The organism is Pseudomonas saliphila (assembly GCF_008638345.1).
Lineage (GTDB): Bacteria > Pseudomonadota > Gammaproteobacteria > Pseudomonadales > Pseudomonadaceae > Halopseudomonas > Halopseudomonas saliphila.
This window is the reverse complement of record NZ_VTVA01000002.1, coordinates 189,995-209,904: the sequence shown is the minus strand read 5'-3', so window position 1 is coordinate 209,904 and position 19,910 is coordinate 189,995. Positions and strand designations below refer to the sequence as shown.

Below are 19,910 nucleotides of genomic sequence, written 5' to 3'. Positions count from 1 at the left end.
GGCTCGCGATGAAATGGCAACAGACACTAGTCCTCGAGGCCGAGCTTTTTCAGCCGATAGCGCAGCGAACGGAAGGTCAGTCCTAGGCGCTTTGCCGCGGCGGTCTTGTTCCAGCGCGTTTCCTCGAGCGCCTGCATGATGGCCTGGCGCTCGATGTCATCGAGGAAGTCTTCCAGCGAATCGATGCGGTTCAGCGCCGGCTGCTGATCCGATTGTGTATTGGGGATGCCAGACAGATGGATGTCACCCACGTCAATCACGTCATCGTCACACAGGGTGAAGGCGCGCTCGAGAATGTTCTCCAGCTCCCGTACGTTTCCTGGGAAGCGGTAGTTGCAGAGCATTTCCTTGCAGGCGGCAGTCAGCTCTGGGATGGGCATGTCCGAGCGTTTCGCCAGCCCCACGAGCACGTGTTCGGCCAGCAGGGGAATGTCATCACGCCGTTCACGTAGCGGCGGCACGCTGAGTTCGATGACGTTGATCCGATAGAACAGATCCTGTCGGAAACGGCCTTCGGCGACTTCTGCTGCCAGGTCCTTGTGCGTGGCGCAGAGCAGACGCACGTCTACCGGCTCTTCCTGCTGGGTGCCCACCGGGCGCACGGCTTTTTCCTGTATCGCCCGTAACAGCTTCACCTGCATGGCGATCGGCAGGTCGGCTACTTCGTCGAGAAACAGCGTGCCGCCTTTCGCCGCCTGGAACAGGCCGGGTTTGTCGGCCACGGCGCCACTAAAGCTGCCCTTGCGATGGCCGAAGAATTCACTCTCCATCAGCTCGGAGGGGATGGCGCCGCAGTTTACCGGTATGAAGGCTTGTGCCGCGCGTGGCCCCAGGGCGTGGATGCGCCGTGCGACCAGCTCCTTGCCGCTGCCTGACTCGCCGCTGATATACAGCGGGGCCTGACTGCGTGCCAGTTTGGCGATCTGCTTGCGCAGTTTCTGAATGGGAGCCGATGAGCCGAGAATCGGATCGGCGGGGGCATTGCTTGAGGTGGTGCTGGCAGGGTCACGCAAGCGCAGGGCGCTGGTGACCAGGTCCCGTAGGCGCTTGAGGTCGACCGGCTTGGTCAGAAAATCGAAGGCGCCAGCCTTCAGCGCAGTGATCGCTGTGTCCAGGCTGCCATAGGCGGTAATCATGGCCACCGGTGTATCAGGCGCATGCTGCTGGATATAACGCACTACAGACATGCCATCGCCGTCAGGCAGGCGCATGTCAGTCAGGCAAAGGTCAAAGCTGTGCTCGGCGAGCAGATCAAGGGCCTGAGTCAGCGTGGTCGCGCTTCGGGTTCGCACGTCCATGCGCTTGAGCGTCATATCCAGCAGCTCGAGAATATCGGGCTCATCGTCAATGATCAGTACCAACGGATTACTCATGCGGACCATGCACTCCCTGCATTGAAGATCAAAGTCATCTGGCGTCCGGTCATCATATCAGGCGTTTGGGATGGGCGAAGGTAATGCGCATGCAGCTTCCTCTTGGCTCGAGTCGCTCGTATTCGAGCCGGGCCTGATTGCTCTCGCAGAGCTCGCGGGAAATATACAGCCCCAGCCCGGTGCCCGAGGCCTCGGTCGTGTAGAAGGGCTCGAATACGTGTTGCACATGTTCGTCGTCAATGCCGGGTCCGTGGTCAATGACCTCGAGAACAGGAAGCTCGGTGTCCCGGTTCTGATACAGGTTAAGCCAGATGGTGCGTGGGCTACCGGCCATGCCGCTGTAGCGCAGGGCATTCTGGCAAAGATTGTTCAGCACCTGGTTAAGCTGGTTGGGATCGATACGAGTGAGCAGCTCGTCATCCGCCGTTTCGCATTCCACTGTATCGGCAGGCAGGGTAACGTGCTGAAAATCTTCAATAAATTGTTCGGTCCAAAGCCGCAAGTCCACGAGTTGCGGCTCGCTGGGGCGACGCCGGGACAACTCCAGCACCGTTTCGATGACCTTGTTCATGCGCTTGGAATGCTGCTGGATGATGTCGCTCAGGCGCTGGTCCTGTTCATTGATTTGAGTTGATTCGCGCAACAGCTGCGCGGCATGGCTGATCGCGCCCAGCGGATTGCGGATTTCGTGGGCAATGCTGGCGGTCAGGCGCCCTAGCGACGCCAGTTTGAGCTGCTGAGCCTGCTGGGCGACCTGGGTGTTGTCATCCAGAAAAACCAGAACGTTCTCGTCGTTCTCCTGGGCGAGGGGTTTGAAATTGGCCATGATTTCCACTCCGCCGCGATGATTGCGAAACGGCAGGGTGCGGATCGAGGGGTAATTGCGCCATTGCTGTAGGCGCTGGGCTAGGTCGGGTGCCAGCTGCTCCAGTTCCATATCGCGGATGATGGGTTTGCCCAGCATCTGCGCGGAGGCTTCGTTGGCCTGCAGCACCTTCTGTTGCGGGCCGACGACAATGATGCCGGTGCGCATACGCTGAATGATCAGTTGATTGAGTTTTTCCAGCGAAGCGAGACTGACCGCCTGTTGCTGGGCCAGCGATTCGGATTGCCGCAGTTGGCGGCTGAGTCGTTGGACAAACAGCGCCACCGCAAAAAAGATGCACCCCAGCACACCGACCTGCAGGTAACTCTGACTGGCCCCTGGATGCGACAGACTGAGGAAAAAGGTGAGGTAGATCACCACCAGACTGGCGAGGGAGGCGAGCAGCAGGCCGATGCGGCCGTGCAGTAGAATATTGCCAGTTGCGACCGGAATGATCAGCAGATTGCCGAAACCGCTGCCTACCCCTCCGGCTGCGTAAAACAGGACGCCGAGCATGAAAATGTCGAGCACCGCCAGCCCGAACAGGTAGCCCTCGCGACGCCCTTCATGAAGTATCAGGGCAATCAGTACGTTGACGAACAGGTAGATCCAGCTGGCAGTTTCGTAGAGGCTGGGATTGTCGAGATCAAGCAGACCGTCGCGCAGCGCGGCATTCGTCAGAATCGCCAAACAGAAGCCCAGAATCACGCGATAGATGTTGTAGATCCGCAGGATCCAGGGGCGTTGCGACTCGGGCATCATAGTGTCGGTGTCCGTTCCTTCAGATTGAAATGGCGACACTCTCGGCGAAACGGGAATTACGCTTAACCATTATGGTCGGCTTCAAGATGGTTCTTGCAGCAATACCAGCGGTCGCCCTGGTGCAATGCCTGCGTCTCGGGCAGATACACCTTGCAGCGCGAGCAGCGCACCATCAGGGTGGGGGTGTCAGGGGAGGCGGCAGAACGCGCCTTGTTTGCCTGCTGTGCTTTCAGGCGCCGCCAGAACGTCAGCGCAACGTACGCGAGCACCAGCAGAATTACTAATTTGATCAGCCCCATTCCCGGTCCTGTCAGTGAGATAACAAGTCGCCAGTGTATCGCAAGCAGCCTTTGGACCATAGGCAACTGAGGTGCTGCAGCTGACTATCGAACAGGTTCGGTCTGCCGCCGGCAACTTCGCAGCAGGCTGTGGCCGCAAATGACGAGTGAGGGGAGCGAGAAGGGGAGGACAAAACAGAGAAGAGAAACGGAAACGGCGCGTCTGCTGGAGACGCGCCGTGTTAGTCAGCTATCAGTCAAACAGACCGAAGGTGATGCGGCTCCAGAATGAGCGTTTTTCTCGCTGCTCGGTCACCGGGACGCGGATGTCACGGGGTAGGGAGGCAACGGCTTCCTGGTATTGCTGCTGCATCTGGCGCTCGGCCTGGGTGGTACCGCTCTGTGACGGCGGCGTCAGCAGAGTGTCAAGTACACCGACAGTGGCTGATTCGATCCAGCCGGAATCAGGCTCCGCAGGTTGAACGTGATGCACGAACTCGCCGTCCTTCAGGCTCGGATGCTCCGGATAGTTGCTCTGCAGAGTGAGCAGCGCCTTGTCTGCCAGCTCGGTCAGTGCCAGACGCTGATAGGCTTCGACCATGATGGCCAGGCCATCTGCGACCGCAGGCGTCTGCTGGAAATTCTCTACGACATAACGGCCACGGTTGGCCGCTGCAACAAAGGCCTCACGCTTGAGGTAGTAGTGGCCCACATGCACGTCATAGGCGGCCAGCAGGTTACGCAGATAAACCATGCGTCGACGGGAGTCTTCTGCATAGCGGCTGTTCGGATAGCGGCTGACCAGCTGGGCAAACTCGTTGAACGAGTCGCGCGCCGCGCCAGGGTCCCGACGGGTCATGTCCAGCGGCAGAAAGCGCTCAAACATGCCCCGGTCGCGGTTGAAAGACGCCATGCCGCGCATGTAATAGGCATAGTCGACATCGGGGTGCTGCGGATGCAGACGGATGAATCGATCAGCGGCGGTTTTAGCGGCGTCCGGCTCCAGGTTCTGGAAATGCGCATAGATCAGCTCAAGCTGCGCTTGCTGGGCGTACCGGCCAAAGGGATAGCGTGACTCCAGCGCCTGGAGTTTCTCGATTGCCGGTTGATAGTTATTTGCGTCCAGATCCTGTTGGACCATGGCATACAGTTCTGACTCGCTGAGAGCCTCGTCAAGCGTTTTATTCGACGAACAGGCGGCTATTAATGAGAGCAAGCCGACCAGCACGAGGTGTTTCATTGACATATTTGATATCCGGATGGACAAGCGCAAGCTGTTGCCTGAACGGGCGTCCTGTTATAGTTGGGCATTGTTTGCCAGCACCCCGGACAGCCGGTGCGTGCTAGGAAAAGAAGCCGTATTTAACCACAGCGCAGAGCCGAAAACCAAAAGGGATTGCATCTCTACCTTTCGGTGTTCCAGCGCGTTCCAGTGAGTCCTTAATGTCCGATCGTATCCGCTTGTCCGCCCAGGTTGCTATTGAAAATGGCGGGCAACGCCTTGACCAGGTGGCCGCACAGTTGTTTTCAGATTATTCCCGGTCCCGTCTGCAAAGCTGGATCAAGGATGGCAGCCTGACTGTCGATGGCCGTACCCTGCGCCCCCGCGATACGCTGTATGGCGGGGAGAAGCTGGAGCTTGAGGCCGAGCTTGAGGATCAGGGGGATTGGAAGGCCGAAGCCATCGACCTTGAAATCGTCTACGAAGACGATTCCATTCTGGTGATCAACAAGCCTGCCGGGCTGGTTGTTCATCCGGCGGCGGGTCACCAGGATGGCACGTTACTCAACGCCTTGCTGCACCATGCGCCCGAGCTGTCCAAGGTACCGCGTGCGGGCATCGTGCATCGGCTTGACAAGGATACGACTGGCTTGATGGTCGTGGCCAAGACCATCGAAGCCCAGACGGATCTGGTTCTGCAGCTTCAGGCGCGCAGCGTCACCCGCGAGTACGAATGCGTGGTAGTGGGTGTGATGACATCCGGCGGCAAGGTCGACGAGCCGATCGCCCGTCACGGCACCAACCGTCAGAAGATGGCGGTGATGGCCGGTGGCAAGCAGGCCGTCAGCCACTACCGGGTGATCAGTCGCTTCCGTGCGCACACGCACGTGAAGGTCAAGCTTGAAACGGGTAGGACCCATCAGATCCGCGTGCATATGAGTTATGTGCGGTTTCCGTTGATTGGCGATCAGACCTACGGCGGACGCTTGCGCATCCCACCGGGCGCGACGCCTGAATTGATCAATATGCTGCGTGAATTCCCGCGTCAGGCGTTGCATGCGCGGCGCCTTGAGCTGGTGCACCCGGATGACGGTCGGACCATGCGCTGGGAAGCACCCTTGCCACAGGACATGGTCGACTTGCTGGCGCTGCTGCGTGAAGACGGCGAGATGGAAGACTGAATGCATCCCTGGCTGCAGGCTGAATGGCCCGCACCGCAGAGGGTGCGTACCTGTATCACGACGCGGCAGGGCGGCATCAGCCAACCGCCTTGGGACAGTTTCAATCTGGGCGATCACGTAGCTGATGCACCCGAGCACGTCGCAGCCAATCGCGCGCGACTGGCCCACGAGCTGGGCTGCGAGCCGGTCTGGCTGGAGCAGACGCACAGTCGGCTGGCGGTTAAAGCACAGCCCGGCAGTATTCTGAATGCAGATGCCAGCTGGACCGATGAACCGGGCATTGCCTGCACCATCATGACCGCGGATTGTCTGCCAGTGCTGTTCTGTGACCGTGCCGGCTCGCGTGTAGCCGCCGCCCATGCCGGTTGGCGCGGGCTGGCCGGCGGAGTGCTGGAAGCAACAATCGAGGCCTTGCAAACGCCGCCGGATCACCTTCTGGTCTGGCTTGGTCCTGCCATCGGGCCCGCTTCGTTTGAAGTGGGCGCGGAGGTGCGCGATGTGTTCGTTACGCAGAACCCTGCCGCGGCCGCCGCTTTCGTTGCTTCCCGCAATGCTGGGCGGTTTATGGCAGATATCTATCAGCTGGCCCGGTTACGTCTGCAGGCAGCTGGCGTGACGGAAGTCTATGGAGGAGGTCTGTGTACAGTGACTGACCCGCTGCGCTTCTATTCGTATCGTCGGGACGGGCAAACGGGTCGGTTTGCATCGCTCATCTGGTTGGACGATGCGACAAATTTTTGACCCGGGTCAACACCTGCCATCTTGAAAAGCCGACAATCGTCCTTATCTATACTCCATATCATTGGTAACTGGCAGACGTCAGTTCAATAGACAGGACATACAAGATGCGTATTGATCGCTTTACCAGCAAACTTCAGATGGCCCTGGCTGACGCGCAATCGTTGGCTGTAGGTCGTGACCACAATCAGATCGATCCTCTGCACCTGATGCTCGCCATGCTTGAACAGCAGCAGGGCTCAATTGCGCCAATGTTGCGGCAGGTCGGCTTCGACGTAAACAAGTTACGCAGTGACTTGAGCGAGGCGCTGGACAAGCTGCCGACTATCAGCAACCCCACTGGCGATATCAACCTTTCCCAGGAGCTGGCACGTCTGTTCAACCAGGCCGACCGCCTGGCTCAGAAGAAGGGTGATCAGTTTATTTCCAGTGAGCTGGTGCTGCTCGCTGCGATGGAGCCTAACGCCGCGCTGGGCAAGATCCTCACCGGCCAGGGTGTATCCAAACAAGCGCTGGAAAATGCCATCGAGCATCTGCGCGGCGGCGAGTCAGTGAATAATCCGAACGCCGAAGAATCTCGCCAGGCCCTCGACAAATATACCGTGGACATGACCAAGCTCGCCGAGGAAGGCAAGCTGGATCCGGTGATCGGCCGCGATGATGAGATCCGTCGCACCATCCAGGTCCTGCAACGCCGCACCAAGAATAACCCGGTACTGATCGGTGAGCCCGGAGTGGGCAAGACCGCGATTGTCGAAGGCCTGGCGCAGCGCATTATTAACGGTGAAGTGCCTGATGGCCTGAAGGACAAGCGTCTGCTGTCGCTGGATATGGGCTCGCTGATCGCCGGCGCCAAATTCCGCGGTGAGTTCGAAGAGCGCCTCAAGGCGGTACTTAGCGAGCTGGGCAAGCAGGAAGGGCGGGTCATCCTGTTTATCGACGAGCTGCATACCATGGTCGGCGCGGGCAAGGCCGAGGGTTCAATGGACGCCGGCAATATGCTCAAGCCCGCACTGGCGCGCGGTGAGCTGCACTGCGTCGGCGCGACCACCCTGGACGAATACCGCAAGTACGTCGAGAAGGATGCCGCGCTTGAACGTCGGTTCCAGAAGGTGCTGGTGGATGAGCCGAGCGAGGAAGACACCATCGCCATCCTGCGCGGCCTCAAGGAACGCTATGAAGTGCACCACAAGGTAGCGATTACCGATGGCGCGATCATCGCCGCTGCCAAGCTGAGCCACCGTTACATTACTGACCGTCAGCTGCCGGACAAGGCCATCGATCTGATCGACGAGGCTGCCAGCCGTATTCGCATGGAAATTGACTCCAAGCCGGAGGCGCTTGATCGTCTCGAACGCCGCCTGATTCAGCTCAAGGTCGAGCGCGAAGCGCTGAAGAAAGAGGATGACGAGGCCGCACTGAAACGGCTGCAGAAGCTGAAAGAAGACATTGCCAAGGTCGAGCGCGAATACTCCGACCTTGAGGAAATCTGGAAGTCGGAGAAGTCCGAAGTGCAGGGCGCTGCACAGATCCAGGAGAAGATTGAGCAGGCCAAGCAGGAGCTGGAGAACGCCCGGCGCCGAAGCGATCTGAACAAGATGGCCGAGCTGCAGTACGGCATTATCCCGGATCTTGAGCGCAGCCAGCAGATGGCCGAGCAGCATGGCAAGACCGAGAACCAGCTGCTGCGCAACAAGGTCACCGATGAAGAGATCGCTGAAGTCGTGTCCAAGTGGACCGGTATTCCGGTGAGCAAGATGCTCGAAGGTGAGCGCGACAAACTGCTGCGCATGGAAGACGCGCTGCACAACCGGGTGATCGGCCAGCATGAAGCGGTGGTCGCGGTCTCGAATGCCGTACGCCGGTCACGCGCCGGTCTGGCAGACCCGAATCGGCCGAGCGGTTCCTTCATGTTCCTTGGGCCCACCGGTGTCGGTAAGACTGAGCTGTGCAAGGCGTTGGCGGAATTTCTGTTCGACACCGAAGAGGCCATGGTGCGTATCGACATGTCCGAGTTCATGGAGAAGCATTCCGTGTCGCGTCTGATCGGCGCGCCTCCGGGCTACGTCGGCTATGAAGAGGGCGGCTATCTGACCGAAGCCGTGCGCCGCAAGCCATACTCGGTCATCCTGCTGGATGAGGTCGAGAAGGCACACGCGGACGTATTCAACGTGCTGTTGCAGGTACTGGAAGACGGTCGTCTGACCGACAGCCAGGGCCGTACCGTGGACTTCCGCAACACCGTCATCGTGATGACCTCGAACCTGGGTTCAGCGCAGATCCAGGAGCTGGTGGGCGACCACGAAGCTCAGCAGGCGGCGGTAATGGATGCTGTGGGTCGCCACTTCCGGCCAGAATTCATCAACCGGATCGACGAAGTGGTGGTGTTTGAACCGCTTGGCAAGGACCAGATCGCCGGTATCGCCAATATCCAGATGAGCCGTCTGGGTGAACGCCTGGCAGAGCGCGAGCTGCAGCTGGAACTGACTGATGAAGCGCTGGAGAAACTCATCGCAGTCGGTTACGACCCAGTCTACGGCGCCCGCCCGCTCAAGCGCGCCATCCAGCGCTGGATCGAAAACCCGCTGGCGCAACGTATTCTGGCGGGGGATTTCGAGCCGGGTACAGTGATCAAGGCCAAGGTCGAGAACGAGGCGTTTGTGTTTACGGGGTGAAATCCGAGTACAGGCTCATGTTGGAGGACCAAGCGCATCGGTTCAGCGGGGGGTTGCAATGTAGCCCTCCGTGTCGCCGGCTAGCTTGGTACGAGCTGGTGCTCGAACCTCCCAGGCTTCACGCTCAGACACCGTATTCCTTCCGCAACAAACACGCTCGTCCCGGGAACCGCTGCCCCTGGGAATGTCGAGCACTACGGGCAGCGATAGGACTCGATGACATAGTCTGTCACCGACTCAGACCACTCCAGTAGATGCGCTGGACCACTGCCAAGATTCGGGAGCATCACATAGCCCGGCCTTGACTGGGTTGTGATGGATGTAATAAACCGCAGCATGTAGATGGTCTTCATCTCGGATAAAGCGGTCCCAGTATCCCTTCATCCACAACTGACCTGCCGGTAACCCAAGAGCTAGCCGCTCGTTATGAGCGACTGCCCAGCGGCCACTGAACGCCTTCCAGCTCTGCACGATGCGAGACAACGAGTACTGGCACTCGATGAGAATATGTACGTGATTGGGCATGATGCACCAGGCGAGCAAGTGGTAACGCTGCCGGTCGTGCAATAAAAGCCCGTCACGAAACACCGCCGCAACCTCGGAATTTGCAAGCGCACAACACCCGATACCGCGGTCGAGCCAGTATTCTATTTGTTTGCGGCGTTCAGCTTCCTGCCCCGAAGCAGGCGTATTGCAAAGATCATTCTCGATTTGTCTGAGTTTTACTGCAGGTAGGGAATCGGCCAACCGGAAAGTAATGAGCTGCAAGGCGCCCAAGGCGTCGAAGTGCGGTAGTTTTCTGGTGTGGTACCAGCCCCGATGATCTGCTGGTTGCGAATAGGTAGGCATGAGCGACGTCCGTGTCCGGTTTCGCGACATACGCTAACAGCGGCCAACTTAAGAAACCGAGATCTGGTTGGTGTGGTTGCGACAATTTGCGAGAGTTGCCCACCGAGTGCGATCGCGGCCCGTGGTGCTCGTCTTTCCCGGGGTCGGTGCGCGGTGTCTGGGTGCTGGGTTCCTGGGAGGTTCGAGCACCAGCTCGTACCAAGCTCGGCCAGGTATGCCGATGCTGGGAAGGGAAAAACGAAAGGGCCGGCAACTTGGGTTGCCGGCCTTCTTTTTATTACAACAACATCGACCGTATATCGCCCAGCAACTCACTGAGCCGCTTGGTGAACTGCGCGGCGGCGGCACCGTTGATGGCGCGGTGGTCGTAGGAGAGTGACAGGGGCAGCATCAGCCGGGGCTGGAATGTGCTGCCGTCCCACACCGGTTGCATGGAGGCGCGACTGACGCCAAGGATGGCGACTTCCGGGGCGTTGACGATCGGCGTGAAATAGGTGCCGCCGATGTGGCCAAGGCTGGAAATGGTGAAGCACGCGCCTTGCATGCCGTCTGCACCGAGCTTCTTGGTGCGCGCCTTCTCGGCTAGCTCCGCTGCTTCGGCTGCCAATTGCAGCAGGCTCTTCTTGTCCACGTCGCGGATGACCGGAACCATCAGGCCGTCCGGCGTATCCACGGCGAAGCCAATGTGCACGTATTGCTTGTGCACCAGCTGTTTGCCGCCCGGCACCAGCGCCACGTTGAAGTTCGGCTGTTCACGCAGCAGATGCGCGCAGGCCTTGAGCAGGAAGGGCAGGACCGTCAGTTTGACGCCGGCCTTTTCTGCCGCCGCCTTCTGGTCCTTGCGGAAGGTTTCAAGCTCGCTGATATCCGCCAGGTCGAACTGGGTGACATGCGGCACATTGAGCCAGCTGCGATGGATATTGACCGCGCCAATTTGCTGCAGGCGGGTCATGTCCTTGATTTCGACTTCGCCGAAACGGCTGAAATCGATCTCTGGCACCGGTGGAATACCAGCGCCGCCGACGGCACCAGCGCCTTGCTTGCCCTGCTTCATGATCCCCTGCACGTGGGTCTGGACATCTTCCTTGAGGATGCGGTCGTGCGGGCCGCTGCCACTGACATCTGTCAGCTCGACGCCAAACTCACGCGCCAGTTTGCGTACGGCAGGGCCGGCGTGAACCTTGGTGCCTTCGCGACTCGGACGCCCGACCGGTGCCGGAACCGCTTTCTTCTTCTCCGCTGCGGGTTCCTGCTCTTTCGGTGCGGCCTGATCCGGCTTGTCTTTCTTTTCGGCTTTGGCTGCTGTCGCTTGCTTGCCTTCGGACGACGCAGCCTTTTTGCTCTGCGTGCCTTCAGTTTCGCCTTTGACCCGCATGTGCAGGATCAGGTCGCCGGTCTGCACGTCCTGATCCATTTTGGCTTCGATGGATTCAATGACGCCGGCGAAGGGCGCGGGGATTTCCATGCTGGCTTTGTCTGATTCCAGAACCAGCAAGGATTGCTCGGCCTCTACGGTATCGCCGGGGCTGACCATGATCTCGATGATTTTGGCCTTGCCGTCGCCGATGTCGGGCACCTGTACTTCCTTCACCGATTCGCTCGGCGGTGCTGCCGATTCATCCACGGCTTCCTCGCCTGTTTCCTTCTCCGGAGCTGCCGCTTCTTCCGCTTCGTCGACTGGCTGGTCGTCGCGGCTATCCTTCGAATCGTCTGGCGCTTCTTCCGGTTGGTCGGCTTCAGCTTCAGCGGATTCGAGCTCAATCAGCTCGTCGCCTTCCTTCAGATGGTCGCCCAGTTTGACCTTGATGGACTTGACTACGCCGCCCTTGGGTGAGGGCACCTCCATGCTGGCCTTGTCGGATTCCAGGGTGACCAGGCTCTGCTCGGGTTCAACTGTATCGCCGACACTGACCAGAATCTCGATGACTTCGCCTTCGGCATCGCCGATGCCCGGTACTTTGATTACTTCACTCATGGCATCGCTCCTCAGCAGTCCAGGGGGTTGGTCTTGTCGGAATCGAAACCGAAGGACTTGAGTGCTTCGCCGAGCACCTTGCGTTCCAGTGCGCCAGACTCAACCAGTGCCGTAAGTGCGCTATAGGCCACCCAGTTGCGATCCACCTCGAAGAAGTGTCGCAGTTTGCGTCGGGTGTCGCTGCGGCCGAAGCCGTCGGTGCCGAGTACCTTGAAGGTGCCGGGGACCCATTGGCGAATCTGCTCAGCGTAGAGCTTCATGTAGTCGGTCGCGGCGATAACCGGACCTTTGCGCCCAGCCAGGTTCTGTTCGACAAAACTGACGCGCGGCTCCTGTTCAGGATGCAGGCGGTTCCAGCGCTCTACGTCCAGGCCGTCGCGGCGTAGCTCGTTGAAGCTGGTGGCACTCCAGATATCGGCGCTGACGCCGTATTGCTCCTGCAGAATCTTCGCGGCCTCCCGCACCTCCCGCAGGATGGTGCCGCTGCCCATCAGCTGGACATGCAGCTCGCCCGACTGCTTGGCTTCCTCCAGCAGATACATGCCGCGCATGATCCCTTCCTGGATATGTTCGCCCTCGGGCAGAGCGGGCTGTACATAAGCTTCGTTCATGACGGTGAGGTAGTAATAGACGTTTTCCTGCTCTTCCATCATCCGCCGTGCGCCTTCGCGGATGATGACTGCCAGCTCGTAGCCATAACTCGGATCGTAGCTGCGGCAGTTGGGAACGGTCGACGCCAGAATGTGGCTGTGGCCATCCTCGTGCTGCAGGCCTTCACCGTTGAGCGTGGTACGCCCGGCGGTGCCGCCGATGAGAAAACCCTTGGTACGGCTGTCGCCTGCGGCCCAGGCCAGATCGCCAATGCGCTGGAAGCCGAACATCGAATAGAAGATGTAGAACGGCAGCATCGGCTGGTTGTACGTGCTGTAGGCAGTACCCGCCGCAATCCAGCTCGACATGGCGCCGGCTTCGGTGATGCCTTCCTCAAGGATCTGACCTTTCTTGTCCTCGCGGTAGAACATCACCTGATTCTTGTCGACAGGTTCGTACAGCTGGCCAACGGAGGAGTAAATGCCCAGTTGGCGGAACATGCCTTCCATGCCGAAGGTCCGTGCTTCATCCGGCACAATGGGAACGATGCGCTGCCCCAGCTCCTTGTCCTTCACCAGTTGCGACAGTACGCGGACGAAGGCCATGGTAGTGGAGATCTCGCGATCACCGCTACCATCGAGTACGGATTTGAGTGTCTCCAGCGGCGGCACTGGTACCTTGAAGCTCTTCGCCCGACGCTTGGGCATGTAACCGCCCAATGCTTCGCGGCGCGAATGCAGGTACTTGTATTCGGCGCTACCTTCTTCGGGTCTGTAGAAGGGCAGTTTCTCGAGATCCTCATCGTTGACCGGAATGTCGAAGCGGTCGCGGAAAGTCTTCAGGCTCTCGATATCGACTTTCTTGGTGTTGTGCGCGGTGTTCTGGCCCTGGCCTGCGCCGGTACCGTAACCCTTGATGGTCTTGGCGAGGATGACGCTCGGCTGGCCGGTATGGTTGACCGCTGCGTGATAGGCCGCATACACCTTGTAGGGATCGTGTCCACCCCGGTTGAGCTTCCAGACCTGGTCATCGGAGAGATCCTTGACCATCTCCTCCAGCTCCGGACGGCCGCCGAAGAAATGTTCGCGGACATAGGCGCCATCGTTGGCCTTGTAGTTCTGGTAGTCGCCGTCGACGGCTTCGTCCATGCGCTGCTGCAACAGGCCGTCTTCGTCCTTGGCAAACAGCGGATCCCAGAGACGTCCCCAGATGACCTTGATCACGTTCCAGTCGGCGCCGCGGAAGTTGCCTTCCAGCTCCTGGATAATCTTGCCGTTGCCGCGTACCGGCCCGTCCAGTCGCTGCAGGTTGCAGTTGACCACGAAGATCAGGTTGTCGAGCTTCTCGCGGCCGGCCAGCGAAATGGCGCCCAGGGATTCCGGCTCGTCAGTCTCGCCGTCACCCAGGAAACACCAAACCTTCTGTTTGCCCGGCTCGATGAATCCGCGGTGCTCCAGATACTTCATGAAGCGCGCCTGATAGATAGCCTGAATCGGCCCCAGACCCATTGATACTGTCGGGAACTGCCAGAAATCGGGCATTAACCAGGGGTGCGGGTAAGAGGACAGCCCGTCGCCGTCTACTTCCTGGCGGAAATTGTTCAACTGCTCTTCGCTGATACGGCCTTCGAGGAAGGCGCGTGCATAAACGCCGGGCGATGCGTGGCCCTGGAAGTAGACCAGATCACCGCCGTGTTCGTCGGTGGGCGCCTGGAAGAAGTAGTTGAAGCCGATGTCGTAAAGCGTGGCGCTGGAGGCGAAGGTGGAGATATGGCCGCCTAGGTCCGGATCTTGCTGATTGGTCCGCATCACCATCGCCAGGGCATTCCAGCGCACCATGGAACGGATGCGCCGCTCCATGAACAGGTCGCCGGGCATGCGTGCTTCGTGGGTAACCGGAATGGTGTTGCGATAGGGTGTGGTGATTGAGTAGGGCAGCAGGGTGCCGCTGCGGGTCGCCAATTCTTCCATGCGCGTAATGAGATAATGCGCGCGGTCCTCGCCTTCGGCATCGAGAACAGATTCCAGTGAGTCAAGCCATTCCTGGGTTTCGAGCGGATCAATATCTTGCGGCTTCATCATTCTCTCCAGACCTTGTGGGCCCGATCAGCCATATAAGCGGTTAGCCTATTATCGGCTGCTGCGGTGTTGGTATTGTTGTTTGTAGTTTTACTACAAAAACGAGGGGAATTCCAGCTGGTTCAGAATGTTTTTGTAGTGAAACTACAGGCGGTACGGCTAGATTCCACTTCGGACTATTCCGCCTGCGCTGCACGTGTCAAGCTGACCGAATTGTCTTCGTACAGGATAGACCATGCCTTCTTTCTTACCGCGTCCGCTACCTGCGCCATTGCAATCATTGGTCGAACATCATCTGGCTCAATGGCGCGCCGCGGTGCGGTCCGAAGCGCTGGAAGATCGTCTCGCCGAGCTGGGGGATGACTTCGCGTCCATCCTGCCTCAGGTACTAGCCGGCAGCGACTTCGTGGCCGAACAGCTGCGACGTGACCCGCAAATGGCCTGGCGCCTGGCCGAGGCTGGCTTGCTGGCGCGTGATCTGCGCCCTGGTGAAATCGCCGATCTGCTGGCCAGGGAGCTGGAATCGGTAGAAAGCGAAGACGCGTTGGGGCAAGTGTTGCGTAAATTCCGCCAGCAGCATCAGGTGCGCATCATCTGGCGCGATCTGACGCGGCAGGCGGCGACCATGCAAACCACCCGGGAGCTGTCCGATATGGCGGATGCCTGTATTGAACAGGCCTATCAGTGGCTTTACGGGGATGCCAGCGCCACCTTGGGCACGCCTTCGGCTCCGACCGGTGAGCCGCAACACATGGTTGTACTGGGTATGGGCAAGTTGGGCGCGCAGGAACTCAACCTGTCATCGGATATTGATCTCATCTTTGCCTACCCGGAAGCCGGAGAGACCCGCGGCGGGCGGCGCAGCCTGTCCAACCAGGAGTTTTTCATCCGCGTCGGGCAGCGCCTGATTCGTGCGCTGGACAATATTACCGTCGACGGCTTCGTGTTCCGCGTGGACATGCGTTTGCGTCCCTACGGCGACAGCGGCGCACTGGTATTCAGTTTCGACGCGCTGGAACAGTACTACCAGAGCCAGGGCCGCGACTGGGAGCGCTACGCGATGATCAAGGCGCGGGTGGTGGCCGGTGATCAGGCGGCGGGTGCCGAGCTGCAGTCCATGCTCAAGCCTTTCGTGTTCCGGCGTTATCTGGATTTTGCGGCGATAGAAGCGCTGCGCAACCTCAAACTGATGATTCAGCGGGAGGTCAAGCGCAAAGGGCTGCAGGACAACGTCAAGCTGGGTTCGGGTGGTATCCGCGAGATCGAGTTTATCGGACAGGCCTACCAACTGATTCATGGTGGGCGTGACCGCGCCTTGCAGCAAAAGCCGATCCTGCCGGTGCTCGACGTGCTCGCGGCCAACGACTATATGCCCGAATCCGCTATTGATGAGCTGAAGCACGCCTACCTCTTCTTGCGGGACACCGAGCACGCCTTGCAGGCACTGGATGACCGTCAGACGCAGATGCTGCCGACTGATCGCGAGTCGCGCGAGCGCGTGGCCTTCGTGATGGGCTTTGAAGACTGGGACAGTTTTCGCGCGGCGCTGAATGCGCATCGGCGTCGGGTCGAAACGCATTTCGCTTATGTGATCGCTGACCCGGATGACGAAACCGATGACGAAGTTCCACTACATGCCGAGTGGATGCCGCTTTGGGAAGGGGCGCTTGAGCCAGAGCAGGCACTCGAACAGCTGCGCGAAGGTGGTTTCGAACAGCCCGAGCAAGCCTGGCGGTTATTGCAGGGATTATTGACCTCCGGCCGGGTGAGGGCCATGCAGCGGGTCGGCCGTGAACGTCTGGACGTATTCATGCCGCGTTTGTTGGGTATGGCGGCCGAGCAGGAGAATCCGGACCTGGCGCTGGAGCGGGTGATGCCGATGGTGGAGGCGGTGGCCCGGCGGTCTGCTTACCTGCTGTTGTTGACCGAGAACCCGGGTGCCTTGCACGAATTGCTGGTGCTGTGCAGCGCCAGCCCTTGGATAGCCGAGCAGATAACGCGCTATCCGGTGGTGCTCGACGAGTTGATGAATGCCGGTCGGCTGTACCGTCCGCCGGAGACTGAGGAGCTGGTGGATGAACTGCGCCAGCAGCTTACCCGCATTCCCGAGGACGACCTCGAGCAGCAGATGGAGGTGTTGCGGTATTTCAAGCGCGCCCATGTGCTGAGAGTGGCGGCATCCGAGCTGGCGGGTACCTTACCCTTGATGAAGGTCAGTGATTATCTGACCTGGATTGCCGAGGCCATCCTGCAGCAGGTGTTACGCCTTGCCTGGCGCGAACTGACGCAGCGTCATGGGGCGCCGAAGCGTCGCGACGGTTCCACGTGCGAGCTGGATTTCGTGATTGTGGGTTATGGCAAGGTTGGCGGTATCGAGCTGGGGCACGGTTCGGATCTGGATCTGGTATTCATTCACGATGGCGATACCGAGGCGGAGACCGACGGCGCCAAGCCGATCGAAGGCAGCCGTTTCTTTACCCGCCTGGGTCAGCGCATTATTCATATCCTCAACGCGCAAACCACCTCCGGCGCGCTGTACGATGTGGATATGCGTTTGCGTCCGTCCGGCGAGTCCGGGCTGCTGGTCAGCTCTCTCGAGTCCTTTTCCCGCTACCAGCGCGAGGGCGCCTGGACCTGGGAGCATCAGGCCTTGGTCCGCGCCAGGGTGCTGGCGGGCTGCAAGCGGTTGAACCATCGCTTTCAGAATCTGCGCGCCGAGGTGCTGGGTCGTCAGCGGGATGAAGCCGGCCTGCGAAAAGAAGTACTGGCGATGCGCGCCCGCATGCGCGACAACCTGGCGACCCGTGCCACCGAGGCCGGCTTTGCCCCAGCAGCATTTACCGCCCAGGCGCAGTTTGACCTCAAGCAGGACGCCGGAGGTATCGTCGATATCGAATTTATGGTGCAATATGCCGTTCTGGCCTGGTCGTGCCGATACCCCGAGTTACTGCGCTATACCGATAACATCAGAATTCTAGACGGGCTGCGCGACGCCGGGTTGATAGCCGGTGACGACGTTCTACGTTTGCAGGAGGCTTACAAAGCCTACCGCGCAGCAGCCCATCGCCTGGCGTTGCAGAAACAGCCCGGCAAAGTGAGTGGCGACCAGTTTCATGATTTCCGACGCGGAGTCATCAAGCTCTGGCAGCAATGGCTGCCGGACGACCCAGACAAATGACGGCTGATCGCCGTTTTTTGCGGGCACGCCTGGCCAGACCAAGAACCTAATGAATATTAGACAAAGATCAATGAATGGAGCTGGCTGCTATGTCGATGGCCGATCGTGATGGTGTTATCTGGTTTGACGGTGAAATGGTGCCCTGGCGCGAAGCGAACGTCCATGTACTGACGCATTCGCTGCATTATGGCATGGCCGTATTTGAGGGCGTGCGTGCGTACAACACCCCGGACGGAACTGCGATCTTCCGTCTGCATGCGCACACGGACCGTTTGTTCGATTCCGCGCATATCATGGGCATGAAGATTCCCTACACCAAAGAGCAGATCAACGACGCCATCTGCGCCACAGTGCGCGACAACAAGCTGGAAACGGCCTATATCCGCCCGCTGGTGTTCTACGGATCCGAAGGAATGGGTATCCGCGCAGATAACCTGAAAGTGCACGTGACCATTGCCGCCTGGCATTGGGGCGCATACATGGGTGACGCAGCGCTAGAGCAGGGCATCAAGATCCGCACCAGCTCCTTTACCCGTCACCACGTCAACATCACCATGACCCGCGCCAAGTCCAGCGGTGCCTACATGAACTCCATGCTGGCGCTGCAGGAAGCGGTTTCGGGCGGCGCGGAAGAAGCCCTGTTGCTGGATCCGGAAGGGTATGTCGCCGAGGGCTCTGGTGAGAACGTTTTCATCGTCAAGGGCGGCGTTATCTACACCCCGGAAGTCACCGCGTGCCTGAACGGCATCACGCGCAGCACGGTGCTGACCCTGGCTGGTGAGATGGGTATCCCGGTGGTTGAAAAGCGCATCACCCGTGATGAAGTCTATATCGCTGACGAAGCCTTCTTCACCGGTACAGCGGCTGAGGTCACCCCGATTCGCGAACTGGATAACCGCCAGATCGGCGAAGGTCGCCGCGGCCCCATCACCGGCAAGCTGCAGAAGGCCTACTTCGACCTGGTCAACGGTCAGAGCGGCGCCCACGCAGAATGGCGTACGTTGGTACATAAGCTTTGAGCCAGAAGCTGGAAGCAGAAAAGCTCCGTATTGATCGGATGGTTCAGGCTTCCAGCTTTAAGCTTCGAGTTTAAAGCGTATGAAAGTACTAGTTATCGGTCCCAGCTGGGTGGGCGACATGGTGATGGCGCAAACTCTGTTTGCCTGTCTCAAGCTCCGCCATGGCCCCGATTGCGACATAGATGTGCTGGCGCCCGAGTGGAGCCGGCCGATTCTTGAGCGCATGCCCGAGGTTCGCAACGCGCTGAGCTTTCCGCTGGGGCATGGCGTGCTTGATATCAAGACCCGCCGCACCATTGGCAAGGGCCTGGCCGGTCAGTATGACCAGGCTATCCTGCTACCCAATTCTCTCAAGTCCGCCCTGGTACCCTTCTTCGCTGGCATCCCCAAGCGTACCGGTTGGCGCGGCGAGATGCGCTACGGACTGCTCAACGATGTCCGCAAGCTGGACAAGGCGCGTTATCCGCTGATGATCGAGCGGTTCATGGCGCTGGCCTTCGAGCCGGAACACGTTCTGAAGAAACCCTATCCGCGCCCGACATTGCAGATTGATCCTGTCACGCGCGAAGCCGCACTGGCGCGTTTCGGGCTGGAACTGGATCGTCCGGTGCTGGCGTTGTGTCCGGGTGCCGAGTTCGGCGAGTCCAAGCGTTGGCCGGTGGACCATTACGCCAGTGTGGCTGACCAGAAGATCCGCCAGGGCTGGCAGGTGTGGTTGTTTGGCTCCAAAAGCGACCATCCAGTGGCCGAGGATATCCGCTCACGGTTGATACCGGGACTGCGTGAGGAGGCGACCAATCTGGCCGGAGAAACGAGTCTGGCAGATGCCATCGATCTGATGTCCTGCGCGTCGGCGGTGGTCAGCAATGATTCGGGATTGATGCACGTTGCAGCGGCGCTGGATCGGCCATTGGTGGCTGTGTACGGCTCCACGTCACCGGACTTCACGCCGCCGCTTGCTTCGCATGTCGAGTCGGTGCGCCTGGGGCTGGACTGCAGCCCGTGCTTCGAGCGCACGTGTCGATTCGGGCATTACAACTGTTTGCGCGATCTGCAGCCAGCGCTGGTTGTCGAGGCGCTGGACCGTCTGGTTGGTGATCCGCTGGCCGACCCGCTGGATGTGTAA

General features: G+C 59.6%; 13 protein-coding genes. 6 read left to right on the top strand and 7 right to left on the bottom strand.

All coding sequences use genetic code 11. From position 1 onward, the window contains the following. Positions 1–26: 26 nt before the first annotated feature. The 4 genes from FHK95_RS02985 to FHK95_RS02970 form a co-directional block, all read right to left on the bottom strand. A complete protein-coding gene (locus FHK95_RS02985; RefSeq protein ID WP_150303116.1) occupies positions 27–1,373 on the bottom strand; it encodes a sigma-54-dependent transcriptional regulator in 1,347 nt (448 codons plus the stop codon). A 52-nt stretch (positions 1,374–1,425) separates the two neighbouring features. Next, positions 1,426–3,000, bottom strand: coding sequence for a sensor histidine kinase (locus FHK95_RS02980; protein WP_150303115.1), 1,575 nt, complete (start codon positions 2,998–3,000; stop codon positions 1,426–1,428). Between the two features lie 62 nt (positions 3,001–3,062). Continuing rightward, on the bottom strand, positions 3,063–3,299 hold the full coding sequence (locus tag FHK95_RS02975; protein ID WP_150303114.1) for a PP0621 family protein: 237 nt from the start codon (positions 3,297–3,299) through the stop codon (positions 3,063–3,065). 232 nt (positions 3,300–3,531) lie between these two features. Next, entirely contained in the window at positions 3,532–4,524 is a 993-nt protein-coding gene (locus tag FHK95_RS02970; RefSeq protein ID WP_150303113.1) for an outer membrane protein assembly factor BamD, read from the bottom strand. 197 nt (positions 4,525–4,721) lie between these two features. Between FHK95_RS02970 and rluD the strand changes: the two genes are divergently transcribed. The 3 genes from rluD (at position 4,722) to clpB (ending at position 9,094) form a co-directional block, all read left to right on the top strand. Then, complete coding sequence (rluD, locus tag FHK95_RS02965; protein WP_150303112.1) at positions 4,722–5,681, top strand: 23S rRNA pseudouridine(1911/1915/1917) synthase RluD; 960 nt, start codon at positions 4,722–4,724, stop codon at positions 5,679–5,681. Then, complete coding sequence (pgeF, locus tag FHK95_RS02960) at positions 5,682–6,422, top strand: peptidoglycan editing factor PgeF (RefSeq protein ID WP_150303111.1); 741 nt, start codon at positions 5,682–5,684, stop codon at positions 6,420–6,422. A gap of 104 nt (positions 6,423–6,526) precedes the next feature. Beyond that, on the top strand, positions 6,527–9,094 hold the full coding sequence (clpB, locus tag FHK95_RS02955; protein ID WP_150303110.1) for an ATP-dependent chaperone ClpB: 2,568 nt from the start codon (positions 6,527–6,529) through the stop codon (positions 9,092–9,094). A 237-nt stretch (positions 9,095–9,331) separates the two neighbouring features. Here clpB and FHK95_RS02950 read toward each other — a convergent pair whose 3' ends face one another. From FHK95_RS02950 to aceE, 3 genes are all read right to left on the bottom strand, one after another. Beyond that, positions 9,332–9,943, bottom strand: a complete 612-nt coding sequence (locus FHK95_RS02950; RefSeq protein WP_150303109.1) for an REP-associated tyrosine transposase — start codon at positions 9,941–9,943, stop codon at positions 9,332–9,334. 277 nt (positions 9,944–10,220) lie between these two features. Then, positions 10,221–11,918, bottom strand: a complete 1,698-nt coding sequence (gene aceF, locus FHK95_RS02945; protein ID WP_150303108.1) for a dihydrolipoyllysine-residue acetyltransferase — start codon at positions 11,916–11,918, stop codon at positions 10,221–10,223. A gap of 11 nt (positions 11,919–11,929) precedes the next feature. Next, complete coding sequence (gene aceE, locus FHK95_RS02940; RefSeq protein WP_150303297.1) at positions 11,930–14,587, bottom strand: pyruvate dehydrogenase (acetyl-transferring), homodimeric type; 2,658 nt, start codon at positions 14,585–14,587, stop codon at positions 11,930–11,932. A 235-nt stretch (positions 14,588–14,822) separates the two neighbouring features. Here aceE and glnE point away from each other — a divergent pair, with 235 nt between their 5' ends. From glnE to waaF, 3 genes are all read left to right on the top strand, one after another. After that, positions 14,823–17,765, top strand: a complete 2,943-nt coding sequence (gene glnE, locus FHK95_RS02935; RefSeq protein ID WP_150303107.1) for a bifunctional [glutamate--ammonia ligase]-adenylyl-L-tyrosine phosphorylase/[glutamate--ammonia-ligase] adenylyltransferase — start codon at positions 14,823–14,825, stop codon at positions 17,763–17,765. A gap of 89 nt (positions 17,766–17,854) precedes the next feature. Further along, the gene (locus FHK95_RS02930) at positions 17,855–18,784 is read left to right on the top strand and encodes a branched-chain amino acid transaminase (RefSeq protein WP_150303296.1); all 930 of its coding nucleotides are present in this window, start codon (positions 17,855–17,857) and stop codon (positions 18,782–18,784) included. 79 nt (positions 18,785–18,863) lie between these two features. Further along, complete coding sequence (gene waaF / locus FHK95_RS02925) at positions 18,864–19,910, top strand: lipopolysaccharide heptosyltransferase II (RefSeq protein ID WP_150303106.1); 1,047 nt, start codon at positions 18,864–18,866, stop codon at positions 19,908–19,910.